Below are 14,518 nucleotides of genomic sequence, written 5' to 3' on the forward strand. Positions count from 1 at the left end.
CCGTCGTCGCCGGGCGGGAAGGCCCGCTGCGCTCGGGCGCGCGTCCCGCGCTCGTCGCCGAGGACCTGGCCGGTCGCTCGGTGCTGGTCGTGGGTGGTCCGGGCGAGCCGGTGCGGCAGACGGGCGGGCGGTTGCCGTCCTACGGCGACGACGAACTCGCGCCGACACCCGGCAGCGCCGATCGGCTCGCTTCGTGGCGCCGAGACCTCCTGCAGGGCTCGCCGGACGCGGTCAAGCAGGCCTTCGCGGCGGCGACCGCCTCCGGTGCGCTGTATGTCGTGCTGCCCAGTGGTGTCGACGGCGGCGTGTACGTCGAACTCGCACGGGACCTGGTCGCTCCGGCGGCGCCGACCTCGGACGGCCGCGCGGTGCTTCGCCTGCTCCCCGCCGGTGGCCAAGTGGCGTTGATCTCGCCGGAACTCGCGCAGGCCGCCGTGACCGGGAAGGGCGCGCCGGGCGCGTCGCCCGGGGTGGCGCCGGTGCAGGCCGGACTGCCGGACGTGCGGGTGCGCGTTTCGGAAGGCCCGACCGGACGGCTGCTCGTGCTGGCCGCGGAGTTCGAAGCGGGCTGGCAGGCGAGCGTGAACGGCAAGGCCGTGCCGATCGTGCGCGCCTGGGGTCACCAGGTGGCCGTCTCGGTGCCGCCGGAACCTTCGGAGGTCGTGATCGAGCACCAGGGCACCACGCGGAACTTGCTGCTGCTGGGTCAGGTGGCCGCTGTGCTGTTCACGTTGCTGACCGCTGTTCCTACGCGGCGGCGGCCTTCAGTTTCTTGAGAGTGACGTTCGCTGTCCTGCAGGCCTCCTTTGAGACGTTCAACGTCTCAAAGGAGGCCTTCAGGACAGTCAGGGATCCTTGGCCGGCGCTGAGGTTCCCAATGTCGTGGGGTCACTCGCGTGCTGAACGCGCCATGGGGAACCCTCCGAGCCACCAGTGACGCCGGAGTTGTCCACAGCCCCTTCACCTTGTGGACAACTTCGCCCTCCGGCCCTGTTTTCGCAGGTCCCGACGGTGCCTCGCGATAGACTGGGCTGGGGACGCCCCCCGGGGAAGGGCGGGGGCTGGGCTGGGGCGAGAGTGCACGCGGGGTTATTCGCCTTCGATGACGTCGGGTTCGACGCCGAGGTAGCCGGCGACCTGTTCGACGAGGACGTCGTGGACGAGTTCGGCGAGTTCGCCGGGGTCCTTCGCGCGTGCTTCGAGGGGGCGGCGGTAGAGGACGATCCGAGCCCGCGTCGGGAGGCCGGCTCGGTCGACGCCGGCGGGGACGAGCCGCGAGAGCGGCACGGCGCCGTCGTGCAACACGCCGTCCACTCCGGTCGGTGCGCCATCCGAGCGAACTTCGGGGACGTCGTCGACGGCGACGTCGAGCTTCGTCAGCTCGTGCCGCCACCGCGCTTCGATGGGTTCGAGCGCGTCCAAAACCAGTGCGTCGAACCTTTCCGCCCTGCTAGCGGCGGCGGGAAGGGTCGACGGATACAGCGCTCCGCGCAGGCCCCGGCCGTGCCGGTCCCGGCGCATCCGCCGTCGCTGTCGGGAATCACGAGCCGTCGCCACGATCCGAAGGGTACGCGCTCGGCGAGTCGAAGCGCGTGTCGCCGGTACACCTGGCCGAGGACGCGCTATCGTTCTCGATCGTGCGGAGCGTACGAAAGTGTTCGCGAACGGGTTGTCTCGAACCCGCTGTCGCCACGCTCACGTATGCCTACAGTGACTCGACAGCCGTAGTGGGCCCTCTGGCCACCGCGAGCGAGCCGCACTCCTATGACCTCTGCGAAGCCCACGCCCTCCGCCTCACCGTGCCCAAGGGCTGGGAAGTCGTCCGGCACGAAGGGGCCTTCGTCGCCCCCGACCCGTCCGCCGACGAGCTGACCGCGCTGGCCGAGGCCGTGCGCGAAGCGGGCCGCTCGGACAAGCCCGCGCCCGACCCCGAACCCGAGGGACCCTCCGGCAGGCGCGGCCACCTGCGCGTCCTGCCCGGCCGAGCCTGAGGCAAGGGCTCGCCGGTAGGCTTTCGAGCGCGCCAGAGGGCGTTGTAACGAGACTATCGGCGGGGAGCAGGCGTGCCAGACCTTTCGGGCATCGTGAAGGCCTACGACATTCGCGGCGTTGTCGGAGAACAGCTGAACGCGGACCTCGTACGGGACCTCGGCTCGGCATTCGCGCTGTTGATCAAAGCCGAGTCGGACTCCGTGGTCATCGGCCACGACATGCGCGACTCCTCCCCGGAGCTGTCCGCCGCGTTCGCCGACGGCGTGACCTCGCAGGGCCTCGACGTCGTTTCGATCGGCCTCGCCAGCACCGACCAGCTCTACTTCGCGTCCGGCTCGCTGAACCTGCCCGGCGCCATGTTCACCGCCAGCCACAACCCGGCGAAGTACAACGGCATCAAGCTGTGCCGTTCCGGCGCGGCCCCGGTCGGGCAGGACTCCGGTCTCGCGGAGATCCGCGACACCGTCGAGCAGGGCGTACCCGGCTTCGTCGGCCAGCGCGGCTCCGTGACCGAGAAGGACGTCCTCGCCGACTACGCGGCTTACCTGCGCAAGCTCGTCGACCTGTCGGGCAGCCGTCCGCTGAAGGTCGTCGTCGACGCCGGCAACGGCATGGGCGGCTACACCGTCCCGACGGTCTTCGCGGGCCTGCCCATCGACGTCGTGCCGATGTACTTCGAACTCGACGGCAACTTCCCGAACCACGAGGCCAACCCGCTCGACCCGAAGAACATCGTCGACCTCCAGGCGAAGGTGCGCGAGGAAGGCGCCGACGCGGGCCTGGCCTTCGACGGCGACGCGGACCGCTGCTTCGTCGTCGACGAGCGCGGCGAGCCGGTGTCACCGAGCGCCATCACCGCCCTGGTCGCGATCCGTGAGCTGGAGAAGGAGCCGGGCGGCACCATCATCCACAACCTGATCACGTCCAAGGGTGTCCCGGAGATCGTCGCCGAGCACGGCGGCAAGCCGGTGCGCACCCGGGTCGGGCACTCGTTCATCAAGGGCGAGATGGCCAGGACCGGCGCGATCTTCGGCGGGGAGCACTCCGCTCACTACTACTTCCGCGACTTCTGGCGCGCCGACACCGGCATGCTGGCCGCGCTGCACGTCCTCGCCGCCCTCGGCGAGCAGTCGGGCCCGCTGTCCGAGCTGACCGCGGAGTACTCGCGCTACGCGGCCTCCGGCGAGATCAACTCGACCGTCGACGACCAGGTCGCCCGCATGCTCGCGGTCAAGGACGCCTTCGCCGCGCGCGACGGCGTCGAGATCGACGAGCTCGACGGCCTCACCGTCCAGCTCCCCGGCGGCGGCTGGTTCAACCTGCGCCCGTCCAACACCGAGCCCTTGCTCCGCCTGAACGTCGAGGCCGCCGACGCCGAGGCCGTGCGGGCGCTGACCGAAGACGTACTGGCGATAGTCCGTGGGTAACGAATGTGTCGTGAAAACACACATAGAGATGTCCCACAGGTAGGGAGTAAGCATGGCCGTCACGCTTGACGCACAGTTGCTGGAGATCCTGGCCTGCCCGTCCCCCGATCACGCACCGCTGCGGACGGGGACGCCGGCGGACCCGGAGGCCGACGCGCTGACCTGCACGGAATGTGGTCGAGTGTATCCGGTCCGTGATGGAATCCCGGTATTGTTGCTGGACGAAGCCACCGAGCCGACGACCCCGGATGGCGCACATGCCGACGGTCCCTGACGATTCCCTGCTCGACGATCCCGCGCGGCTGGCCGAAGCCGACAGCGCGGGACTCCTCCGTGCCGCCGCGATGGCGGGCGCCCAGGTCCGGGCGACCGCCGAGGCCGCGGCCGAACTCGAACTGAGCGACCGGCTGGACGTCGGACGCCCGCGTTCGCTCGTGCTGATCGACCGGCCCGGCGTGAGCCGGACGCTGACCCGGCTGGTCGCCGCGCTGCTGACCCCGTCGTGCCCGGTGCCCGTGGTCGTCGCCGAGGTCGTGCCCAGCTGGATCGGCGCGCTCGACGTCGTCTTCGCGCACACCGACGACGCCGGTGACCGCGAGCTGGCCGCTTCGTTGGAGCGGGCCGCCCGGTTCGGCGCGACTGTCGTGCTGTCAGCACCCGGCGAGGGGCCGGTCGCGGCCGCCGTCGCGGGCAAGGGGCTGATCCTCGCGCCCAGGCTTCCGGTACCGCCGGAGATGGCCTTCCCGCGCGGCCTCGCCGCGGCGCTGCTCACCGCGAACGCCCTCGGTCTGCTGGTGGCCGACCTGGAGAAACTCGCCGACCAGCTCGACGCGGAAGCCGAGAAGGACTACCTGGCCAGGGACTCGTTCGCGAACCCGGCCAAGGCGATGGCGCTGCGGCTCGCCGAACGCCAGCCGCTCCTGTGGGGGCTGGACCCGGTCGCGGTCGCCGTCGGCGAACACGCGGCCCACGCCTTCGCCGCGCACGCCGCGGTCGTCTGTGACGTAGAGGACTATCGCCAGGCGCTGGCCAGGCCCGCTTTGCGGCGTGCGGCATTGTCCGGGGGCGTGGAGCGCGATATCTTCGCGGACCCGGAGGAGGGGGTCGGCGTCGCGCCGAGGGTGTTGCTCCTCTCGGTTCGGACGGGGCCGGCCACGGAGGCGGCCCGCTACCAGGCGGAAGACCTGCTGCCCGGTGCGGATGTGATCGCCCCGGCCGAAGAGATCGAAGCGGACGAGATCGTGCGTGCGGCCGTTCTCGCGCTGCGCTTCGAGCTGGCCGCGGTCTATCTGGGGCTGGCCGTGGGCAGCATCGGCGGCGCCGGGAGGTACACGCCTGCAACGGCGTGAGCCCCGCGCGCGACGTTAGGAAATGAGGGCCGGCACCACCCGTGCCCGGCGAGGAGTTGAGGTGACAGTGGAGCTGCTGCGCAATGCCGTGCGGCCCTACGCGTGGGGGTCGAGAACGACGATCCCCGAGCTGCTGGGGCGTCCGGTTCCGGCGCCGCACCCGGAGGCGGAACTGTGGATGGGTGCCCACCCGGGCGACCCGTCCCACGTGATCGGCCCGGACGGCACCGAGCGGAGCCTGCTGGAGCTCGTCGAAAGCGACCCGGTCGGTCAGCTCGGCACGAGCTGCGCCGACCGCTGGGGCGGCAGGCTGCCGTTCCTGCTGAAGATCCTCGCCGCCGAAGAGCCGCTCTCGATGCAGGCGCACCCGTCGGCCGCGCAGGCGGCGGAGGGGTACGCGCGCGAGGAGTCGGCGGGGATCCCGCGCGACGCGTCGAACCGCAACTACCCGGATCCGACGGCGAAACCGGAACTCGTCTGCGCGTTGACGGAGTTCCACGCGCTGGCCGGTTTCCGTGACCCGGAGCGCACCATCTCGCTGCTGAAGGCGATCGAGACGCCGGGGCTGGCGAAGTACGCGGTGCTGCTGGAGGCCCAGCCGGATCCGGCCGGACTGCGCGCGCTGTTCACCACCTGGATCACCCTGCCGCAGGCCGCGCTCGACGAACTGCTGCCCGAAGTTCTCGATTCGTGCGTGAAGCACGTCCAGGAACGCGGCGAGTTCGACGTCGAATGCCGCACCATCCTGGAACTCGGCGAGTCGCATCCGCGCGACGCGGGTGTGCTCGCGGCGCTGCTGCTCAATCGTCTCACGCTCAGCGCGGGCGAGGCGATCTACCTGCCCGCCGGGAACCTGCACCTCTACCTGCACGGCACCGCCGTCGAGATCCTCGCGAACTCGGACAACATCCTGCGCTGCGGGCTCACGCCCAAGCACGTCGATGTGCCGGAGTTGCTGCGAGTCGTCGACTTCGCGTGCGGCGAGATGCCGGTCCAGAGCGGCGACCCGGAGGCGCGGATGTCGGTGTACCGCACCGACGCGCCGGAGTTCGAGTTGTCGCGGATCGAGTGGGAAGCCGGTGACGACGGCGAGATCGCCGTCCACGACGTCGGGCCGCAGATCCTGCTGTGCACCGCGGGCAGCCTGCTGGTGACCGCCGACGACGGCGAACAGGTCGAACTGCGCCGCGGTCAGTCGGTGTGGCTGCCCGCCGCCGACCCCGCCGTCCGCGTCCGGCCGCTTTCCGGCGAGCGCACCCAGGTCTTCCGGGCCACCGCCGGTACCTGCTAGCCCCCTGAATACTCGCGTTTAGTCCTCTGGATGCGGTACTTGCACGCGCAAGTACCGCATCCAGAGGACTAAACGCGTTCTGGGCTTGGCCGAAGTGTGTGCGTTCCGTGTGGCGGGTTCCGCGAACATCGTCCTAACGGGTGACCCGGCGATTGTCGTCGGCTCGTCCCGGATGTCGATGGCCAAGGAGAACCCCGCAGTGACTTCCCCTCCCGACGTGGCGAGCGGCCGCGCTTGTCGGGCACCGGTTTCCGTGCACCCCGGAACCCTGCTCGCCGCCGCTCTGGTGGTCACGGGCGCGCAGCCCGCACGCGTGATGCTCACCGTCGCCGGTCTCATCAACGCGATGGCGATCCCGCGTATCGAGCCAGCTTCGCCGTCCGCGCGTGACGCCGTCGTCGACGAACTGCTGGTGATCACACTGGCCTGGTTCTCACCGCACAGGGATTTCCGGATGGTGCTCGTCTGAGGGGTCGGGCACCATCCGGTCAGGCCGGGGCGGGTTCGGTGAGCGACAACAGCAACCGGACGAGGGTCGAAGCGTTGGCGTCGTGGGGGACTTCCAATCGTTTCGCCTCTTCACCCGCCGCCTCGGCCGCTTTTGTTTCACCGACGGCTTCGTACGCCCTGCGCAGCACGTGCAGGGTGAGGCCTGTCGCGGGTTTCCCGCCCATGGCACGGAATTCGTCGAGACATTCGCGCAGTACGGGGATCGCGCGGTCGGCCCGGCCGTCCCCGATCCAGCTCGCCGCGATCGCGCGGGTGCACGAAAGTTCCCGCGGCCGTTCTTCGAGCGCGCCCGCCAACCGCCGCGCGTTCTCGTAGGCCTTCACCGCGCCGGCGCGTTCGCCCGCCCCCGCGAGGATCGCGCCCTGCGTGCGCAACGACTTCGCCAGTGAGGACTTCGCCGTGGTGCGGCGCAACACCCGGACCGATTCCTCGATCGTCTCCAACGCCTGATCCAGGCGACCGTCGAGCATCAGCGACCACGAAAGTCCTTGCAGGGCGACACCCAGCTGACGATCGTCACCGGATTCCCTTGCCTTGGCGAGGATCCGACGGTCGATCTTCAGAGCTTCGGAGACCTTGCCGAGCCGGTGCAACGCCGCGGATTCCGCCCGCCGCGCATAGCTCCCCGGCCCCGATTCCTCCACAGTGGACAGTTCGCGGGCCTGGGTGGCGGCATGCAAGGATTCCCCGGCCCGGCCGAGTCCGACCAGGCAGTGCGCCAGGTTGGTCTCCACCCACGCCTGCGCGGAACTGTCACCGAGCGCCGCCAATTCCTTCGAACATTCGCGGTACCCCTCGACGGCGCGTTCGTACTCGCCGCGAGCGTGCAGCAGCACCGTCAGATTCGCCTCGGCGATGACCACGATATGCCTGTCGCCCGCCTCTCGGGCGGCGTCACGCAGGGTTTCGAACGCCGTCCGCATGTCGGTGTAGTGACTGTGCAGATAGAGGTAAGCGCTCAGCCTTTCCAGTATCCGCAAGGCTTTCCGCCGCCAGCCTACGGAGCACAGCGACGAGACCGCGGTGACCAGATTGGCCCGCTCCACGGAGAACCACGTGCCGGGATCGCGCAGCAGCCGCTCGACCAGTTCGGCGGGCAGCGGCTGTACGGGAACATCCTGATCCGACAACGGCATCGGCACCGTCCTGGGCAGGCGCCGGGCCGCCGTGTCGGCGAGGCACAGCGCCGCGTCCGACACCTTCGCGACGGTGGACACCCGCTCTCCGAGGGGCTCCAGTTCGCGACCGAGTTCGGTGGCGAATACGCGCACGAGGTCGTGCACGCGGAACCGTTGCTCGCCGGTCGGATCCAGTCCGGTGGCTTCGAGGAGGCTGGCCTCGACGAGTTCGTCGACGGCCTCGTCGGCGTTTTCGTCGTCGATCAGCGTCGACACCGCCCAAGACGGGAGGTCGAGTGTGCGACAGCGGCCGATCAAGCGGAACGCACGCCGCGCGGCCGGGCTCAACGCCTGATAGCTCAACGCGATGCTGCCGCGGACCTGCAGATCGCTGACGCGCAGTTCGTCGAGGCGCGAGACCTCGTCCTCCAGTTTCGCGGCGAGTTTCCCGAGGGCGAGACCCGGCCGCATGGCGAGCCTGCTCCCGGCGATCCGCAAGGCGAGGGGGAGATTCCCGCAGGCGGCGGCGATCCGTTCCGCGTCCGCGCGTTCGGCGCCGACCCGATCCGGCCCGGCGAGGCGTTCCAGCAACGTCAGCGCCTCGTCGCCGGACAGCGGGGCGAGGTGGAGACGATCCGCCCCGGCGAGCCCGGAAAGCCGCTGGCGGCTGGTGATGAGGACGGCGCTGCCCGGCGTTCCCGGCAGCAGCGCGCGGACCTGATCGGGGCCCGCGGCGTCGTCGAGCACCACGAGGACACGCCTGTCGGCCAGACGGCCGCGATAGACCGCCGCCCGCGCCTCGACGTCGTCCGGGATCGCCGGACCGGTGACGCCCAGCGCGCGCAGCAGATCGCCGAGGACGTCGGCGAGGTCGCGCGGATCGGACGCGCCGGCCAGCGGGACGAACAGCTGGCCGTCCGGGAAGGACCGCCGGAGCCGGTGCGCGGTGCTGACCGCGAGGGTGGACTTCCCGGCGCCGGGTTCGCCGGTGATCACCGCGACCGGGACGCCGGTGTCGTCGCCGAGGAGACCGGACAGTTCCGCGATCTCGCCCTCGCGGCCGGCGAAGTCCGCGATGTCCGGGGGCAACTGGCAGAGCGGGAAGACCGACGGCGTGCTGATGCTCGGCGCCGGATCCTCGCCGCGCAGCACGGTGGCGTGCACGCGGCGGACCTCGGCGCCGGGTTCCACGCCGAGCTCCTCGACCAGCGTGGTGCGCAGATCGCGGTAGACACCCAGGGAATCGGCCTGCCGCCCGGCGCGGTGCAGCGCGATCATCAGCTGGGCGGCCAGCCGTTCGCGCAGCGGATGCTCGGTGATCATCGCCTGCAGCTCGCCGGTCAGTTCCCCGTGCCTGCCGTCTGACAGCTCGGCGTCCACACAGTCCTCGAAGGCGGCGAGGCGTTCGGATTCGAGCCGGGCGATGTCCGCGTCGAGCCGGGGGACGTGCAGTCCGGAAAGGACCGGCCCACGCCACTGGGCGAGCGCGCGGCGGTAGTGCCCCGCGGTCGTGGCCGGATCACCCGCCCGCGCCGCCGCCTTCCCGGCCGTCACGGCCTCGCGGAAGGTCAGCAGATCGAGGTCGCCCGGTTCGACCAGCAGCCGGTAGCCGTGCGGATCACGCTCGATCCGCAGGCCTTCGATCCGCGCGCGCAGACGGGAGACGTACGTATGCAGATTCGACGTGTACGACTTCGGCGGCGTCTCCGGCCAGAGCGTCTCGACCAGGGCATCGACCGAGACGGACGCGTTCGCGTTGAGCAGGAGCACGGCCAGCAGGGCACGCTGGTGATCGCCGCGCGGTGTCGTCCGGCCTCCGGGCGGGCTCTCGATCGTCAACGGTCCGAGCACGCCGAATCGCGGCACGGGCACCTCCCCAGGTCATGAGAGGGGCGAGACTAGCGAGGGGTTCCGACAATTCTGTGACCTGTCCTGCCCCGCGCCACGGGGCTCATCTGCACTGCTAGCCTTCGAACCCGGCATATCGGGACACCATTTGGGGAGTTGCACGTGTCTGCAGGTGGCGGAACCAAGGCGATCATCGCCGCGCTCGTGGCGAACGCCGGAATCGCGGCCGCGAAATTCACCGGCTTCCTCATCACGGGGTCGTCCTCGATGCTCGCAGAGTCCGTGCACTCGCTGGCGGACACCTCGAACCAGGGCCTCCTGCTGCTGGGTCAGAAGACCTCGCAGCGCAAGGCGACCCGCACCCACCCGTTCGGCTTCGGGCGCGACCGGTACTTCTACTCGTTCATCGTCGCGCTGATGCTCTTCAGCCTCGGCTCGGTGTTCGCGCTGTACGAGGGCATCCACAAGATCAGCGAGCCCGAGGCCCTGACCTCGCCGCTGGTCGCGGTCGGCATCCTGGTGGTCGCGATCGGACTGGAGTCCTACAGCTTCTACACCGCCATCCAGGAGTCGAAGAAGATCAAGGGCGACGCGGGCTGGTGGGCGTTCATCCGCCAGGCCAAGACCCCCGAACTACCGGTGGTGCTGCTGGAGGACGCGGGCGCTTTGCTCGGCCTCGTGTTCGCGCTCGCCGGCGTCGGGCTTTCGGTCATCACCGGCGACCCGGTGTGGGACGGCATCGGCACCGTCACCATCGGTCTGCTGCTCGGCATCATCGCGGTCATCCTGATCATCGAGATGAAGAGCCTGCTGATCGGTGAGGGCGCCTCCGAACCGGACCTCGACACTATCGTCGACGAACTCGCCGCGGGCAAGGTCGAGCGGGTCATCCACATCCGCACCCTGTACATCGGCCCGGACGAGATGCTGGTCGCCGCTAAGCTCGCGCTGGTGCCCGGGCTGGAGACGGCCGATGTCGCCCAGGCCATCGACGACGCCGAAGCGCGCGTGCGGGCGAAGGTTCCTACGGCGACGCTGATCTACCTTGAGCCGGACCTGGATCGCTCGCTGGCCTGAGCCCCGTTGGGCACTCTCGGGACCCAGAGGCGTGCAATGAACGGGCCGTTCCTTGCAAAATTTGCAAGGAACGGCCCGTTCATTGCGTGTGTGGGGGGTGGGGTGCCGGGAGTGCGTGGACGTCGGCAGACCTCCCCGAGAGCAGCCCGCGGACGCCGTTCGGAGCAACTGTCCGTACTCCGCCGATTACCGTCGCGACCACCGCGTACTTCGTTGCTCTCCCACCGCGCTGCCGTTACCGCCTAGAGATAGGGTCCGTTGAACCGCAGTCAGGTGTAGGAGGTCAAGGGTGCCCGGAAACGGTCTGTGGCGTACGAAATCCATCGAGCAGTCCATCGCGGACACCGACGAACCGGGGACCAAGCTCAGGCGGAACCTGAGCGCGTGGGATCTGACCGTCTTCGGTGTCGCCGTCGTCATCGGCGCCGGGATCTTCACGCTCACCGCGCGTACGGCCGGTGACTTCGCGGGGCCGTCGGTCTCGCTCGCGTTCGTGTTCGCGGCCATCGCCTGTGCGCTCGCGGCCCTCTGTTACGCGGAATTCGCGTCGACCGTCCCGGTGGCCGGGAGCGCGTACACGTTCTCCTACGCCACGTTCGGCGAGTTCATGGCGTGGATCATCGGCTGGGACCTGATCCTGGAACTCGCGGTCGGCGCGGCCGCGGTGTCGAAGGGCTGGTCCGCCTATCTGGAGACCGTGCTCTCCTACATTTTCGGCAAGGGCACGAAGACGACGTTCGAGATCGGGCCCGTCCCGGTCGACTGGGGCGCTCTGCTGGTCGTGCTCGTGCTGGCCACGCTGCTCGCCGTCGGCACGAAGCTGTCGTCGCGGTTCTCCATGGTGATCACCGGGATCAAGGTCGCGGTGGTGCTCTTCGTGATCGTGCTCGGCATCTTCTACATCAAGGGGTCGAACTACACCCCGTTCGTCCCGGAGGCGCAGTCGGCCGGGGAGTCGGCGTCCACCGGGGTCGACCAGTCGCTGTTCTCCGTGATCGCGGGTGGCGGCAGCAGCTCGTTCGGCGTCTTCGGTCTGCTGGCCGCGGCGTCGCTGGTGTTCTTCGCGTTCATCGGTTTCGACATCGTCGCGACCACCGCGGAGGAGACCCGCAACCCGCAGAAGGCCGTGCCCCGGGGCATCTTCGGCTCTCTCGCCATCGTCACGGTGCTTTACGTCGCGGTCTCGCTCGTGGTCGTCGGCATGGTGAACTACAAGGATCTCGCCACTTCGGCGGGCGACGGCGAAAAGAAGACGCTCGCGTCCGCGTTCGCGGCCAACGGAGTCGACTGGGCGGCCAACATCATCTCCGTCGGTGCCCTGGCCGGTCTGACGACCGTCGTCATGGTGCTGATGCTGGGCCAGATCCGGATCATCTTCGCGATGTCGCGTGACGGCTTGATGCCGCGCGGTCTCGCGAAGACCGGGGAGAACGGCACGCCGAAGCGGGCGACGATCGTCGTCGGCGGTCTCGTCGCGGTCGCGGCGACCTTCTTCCCGGCCGACAAGCTCGAAGAAATGGTCAACGTCGGGACGCTTTTCGCTTTCGTTCTGGTCTCCGCGGGTGTTCTGGTGCTTCGCAAGACGAGGCCCGATTTGCCCCGTGCTTTCCGGGTTCCGTGGGTTCCGGTGATCCCGATCCTGGCGATCATCGCCTGCGTCTGGCTGATGCTGAACCTGACCGTGCTGACCTGGCTGCGGTTCCTGGCGTGGATGGCGCTGGGCGTCGTCGTCTACTTCGCCTACAGCCGTCGTCATTCGCTGCTCGGCAAACAGAAGAAGGACGAGGAGACGACGTCCGTATCGGACTGATCATTCTCGTTTCGGCGGCCCACCATTCCTTTGTGGATGGTGGGCCGCGCTTGTGTGTACCGATGGGGGTACCCGGTTTCGGTGTGAAATCCGTGTGCGATACCGTCCGGACTCTTGCTTCCCCCTGACGGGTGAACGGGACTCGTGTAGAAGCACCGCGAGTTGACCTTCGTCCCTCGGAAGAGGCACCGCGCTTTGCTCGTTTGTCCCCCGATCGGTACAGGAGAGCTCTGAATGCAGATCATCACCGGACGCCGCGTGCGCTCAGCCGCCACCGTCCTCGCACTGGCGACCGCCGCCCTGCTCGGCACCGCCGGCTCGGCGCTGGCCTGCCACTCCGACGACGACCGTCCCACCCCCATCCCCGGCAAGATCAGCAAGTGTGAAGAGGTCCGGGCGGGCGGCAAGGCCCTGTCCGACGCGGACTTCAAGTTCACCGGCGGCAAGGGCCAGCGGACGCTCGACATCACCGGGGTCGGCGAGGGCGTCAAGGTGACCGCGATCGTCGTCCTCGGTGGCGACGACGGCTACAACGTCTACGAGCCTGGCAAGCGCAAGCTGGGCAAGACCCCGCCGTGGACCGAGCTGCGTGCCCCGCTGAACCGCAACGGCAGCAAGGCCAACATCGACAAGTGGTACGCGTGCGGCGAGAAGACCAAGCCGACCGAGCCGACGAAGCCGAGCGAGCCGACCAAGACCTCGACGGCCAAGCCGCCGACGACCGCTCCGACCTCCACCACGGAGAAGCCGTCGGACACCCCGACCAGCACCACCGCCCCGGCCCCGAACGTCGGCGGTAACGGTGGCAACGGCGGCGGCCTCGCCGACACCGGTTTCGACAACGCCTGGCTGCTGTGGGCCGGTGGCCTGCTGGTCCTGGCCGGTGCGGGCGTCCTGGTCCTGCTGCGCGTGCGCCGCAAGACCAACTGAAGCTAGCTGATGCCTGAAGGCCCTCTTCCTCGTGAAGGGGGCCTTCAGCGCATCTGCGGGAAGTCGCCGAACAGCGATCCCTGTTCGCCCCAAGGGTTGGACGCCTGGGGGCGGCCGAGGCCCGCGGCCATCGCGACGGCGTTGTCCCATTCGGCGTCGACGACGTAGTCCGTGTGCTTGAGGACGCCGGGTGCCCAGCGGTGCCGTCCGGTCGGTCCGCGCATCGGGTCGGGCAGCCAGTGGTCGCCGCCCAGGACGAGGACGCCCTGATCGTCGGCTTCGGCCGCCAGCGGCCCGGTCCCGCCGGCGGTCAGGTAGCCGTCGCCGAGCAGTTTCCCGGACACCACACGGTGCCGCCACGTCGTGACGCCGCCGCCGAAGATGTCCGTGCCGCGGCACAGTGACCGCCAGCGGCCGCCGAGATCCTCGTACAGGTCGGCGAGCAGCGCTTGCGGCAGCATCGCGGGGAAGGCCCGCTGGTAACCCCATTGCAGTGGTGAGCCCGCCGTCAGCAGTCCGACGCGTTCGCGGTCCTCCGGCGGGAGGTCGGCGAGCACGCGCGCCGCGGCGAGCACGGTGAGCAGACTGCCGAGGTTGTACCCGGACAGCACGACCCGCGTGCCCGGATCGGCGAGGTGTTCCTTGACCCGGTCCGCCAGTTCGGGGACGACCTTGAGCGCGTAACTCGGCGGCACGGTCGGATGCGCCGCGCGCGGCCAGAAGCACACGAGATCGGCCAGCGCGCCGAGGTGACGGCTGCGTTTGGGCGTCGTCGCGGCGGCGAACACGACACGCAGCAGACCCGCCGCCATCGCGCCGAGCGCGAACACGCCGATCCCCGACAGCGTCGTGAACCAGCCGGGCAGATGCCCGAAACCGAAGCGCAGCACCAGGAGCGCGCCGCCGCCCGCCGCCATCGACAGCGCGACGGCGAGCGCGAGATGGTGCAGATGCTTCCGCTCCCACGAGGCCCGGGCCCAGGCGCTTGCGGCTTCCTCTTCCTGCGCCTTGTCGATCTCCATCAGCGCGACGATCTTCGGGATGCCCCGCCTGCGCCGTCGCAGCGGCACGGCCACCGCGAAGCCGAGGACGCCCAGCACGACGGCGAGCGCGAGACCGGCGCCCCACAGCACGGTCACCAGGACGTAGGTGTCGGGCAGCCGCAG

The 14,518-nt window shown here is 69.7% G+C and carries 11 protein-coding genes and 2 pseudogenes; 10 read left to right on the forward strand and 3 right to left on the reverse strand.

The window, feature by feature from the left end; genetic code table 11:
- Window positions 1–776, forward strand: a pseudogene (locus tag H5J31_RS37645) (YfhO family protein); the annotation flags it as partial.
- Window positions 777–1,089: 313 nt separating this feature from the next.
- Here H5J31_RS37645 and H5J31_RS37650 read toward each other — a convergent pair.
- Entirely contained in the window at window positions 1,090–1,521 is a 432-nt protein-coding gene (locus H5J31_RS37650; protein WP_007028954.1) for a metallopeptidase family protein, read from the reverse strand.
- Window positions 1,522–1,637: 116 nt separating this feature from the next.
- Here H5J31_RS37650 and H5J31_RS37655 point away from each other — a divergent pair, with 116 nt between their 5' ends.
- The 6 genes from H5J31_RS37655 to H5J31_RS37680 all read left to right on the forward strand — a co-directional run bounded on the left by H5J31_RS37655 (window position 1,638) and on the right by H5J31_RS37680 (window position 6,528).
- On the forward strand, window positions 1,638–1,991 hold the full coding sequence (locus H5J31_RS37655; protein WP_181777434.1) for a DUF3499 domain-containing protein: 354 nt from the start codon (window positions 1,638–1,640) through the stop codon (window positions 1,989–1,991).
- Between the two features lie 72 nt (window positions 1,992–2,063).
- Window positions 2,064–3,419 carry a phosphomannomutase/phosphoglucomutase gene (locus tag H5J31_RS37660; protein ID WP_181777435.1) on the forward strand — a complete coding sequence of 452 codons (1,356 nt, stop codon included), beginning with the start codon at window positions 2,064–2,066 and terminating at the stop codon, window positions 3,417–3,419.
- A 52-nt stretch (window positions 3,420–3,471) separates the two neighbouring features.
- Window positions 3,472–3,693 carry a Trm112 family protein gene (locus tag H5J31_RS37665; RefSeq protein WP_181777436.1) on the forward strand — a complete coding sequence of 74 codons (222 nt, stop codon included), beginning with the start codon at window positions 3,472–3,474 and terminating at the stop codon, window positions 3,691–3,693.
- Complete coding sequence (locus H5J31_RS37670; protein WP_181777437.1) at window positions 3,677–4,768, forward strand: hypothetical protein; 1,092 nt, start codon at window positions 3,677–3,679, stop codon at window positions 4,766–4,768. Before H5J31_RS37665 ends, H5J31_RS37670 begins: the two co-directional genes overlap by 17 nt.
- A 67-nt stretch (window positions 4,769–4,835) precedes the next feature.
- Window positions 4,836–6,059, forward strand: coding sequence for a mannose-6-phosphate isomerase, class I (gene manA / locus H5J31_RS37675; protein ID WP_181777443.1), 1,224 nt, complete (start codon window positions 4,836–4,838; stop codon window positions 6,057–6,059).
- A gap of 199 nt (window positions 6,060–6,258) precedes the next feature.
- A complete protein-coding gene (locus H5J31_RS37680) occupies window positions 6,259–6,528 on the forward strand; it encodes a hypothetical protein (protein WP_181777438.1) in 270 nt (89 codons plus the stop codon).
- 19 nt (window positions 6,529–6,547) lie between these two features.
- Here H5J31_RS37680 and H5J31_RS37685 read toward each other — a convergent pair whose 3' ends face one another.
- Window positions 6,548–9,553: an AfsR/SARP family transcriptional regulator gene (locus tag H5J31_RS37685; RefSeq protein ID WP_181777439.1), complete on the reverse strand. Its 3,006-nt coding sequence runs from the start codon at window positions 9,551–9,553 to the stop codon at window positions 6,548–6,550.
- A gap of 144 nt (window positions 9,554–9,697) precedes the next feature.
- Between H5J31_RS37685 and H5J31_RS37690 the strand changes: the two genes are divergently transcribed.
- The 3 genes from H5J31_RS37690 to H5J31_RS37700 all read left to right on the forward strand — a co-directional run bounded on the left by H5J31_RS37690 (window position 9,698) and on the right by H5J31_RS37700 (window position 13,352).
- Window positions 9,698–10,612, forward strand: coding sequence for a cation diffusion facilitator family transporter (locus H5J31_RS37690; RefSeq protein ID WP_181777440.1), 915 nt, complete (start codon window positions 9,698–9,700; stop codon window positions 10,610–10,612).
- Window positions 10,613–10,901: 289 nt separating this feature from the next.
- The gene (locus H5J31_RS37695; RefSeq protein WP_181777441.1) at window positions 10,902–12,422 is read left to right on the forward strand and encodes an amino acid permease; all 1,521 of its coding nucleotides are present in this window, start codon (window positions 10,902–10,904) and stop codon (window positions 12,420–12,422) included.
- Between the two features lie 234 nt (window positions 12,423–12,656).
- Window positions 12,657–13,352, forward strand: a complete 696-nt coding sequence (locus H5J31_RS37700) for an LPXTG cell wall anchor domain-containing protein (protein ID WP_181777442.1) — start codon at window positions 12,657–12,659, stop codon at window positions 13,350–13,352.
- A 44-nt stretch (window positions 13,353–13,396) separates the two neighbouring features.
- Here the strand turns inward: H5J31_RS37700 and H5J31_RS37705 are convergent.
- Window positions 13,397–14,518 (reverse strand): annotated as a pseudogene (locus H5J31_RS37705) (hypothetical protein); the annotation flags it as partial.

The organism is Amycolatopsis pittospori (assembly GCF_013870525.1).
GTDB classification, from domain to species: domain Bacteria; phylum Actinomycetota; class Actinomycetes; order Mycobacteriales; family Pseudonocardiaceae; genus Amycolatopsis; species Amycolatopsis pittospori.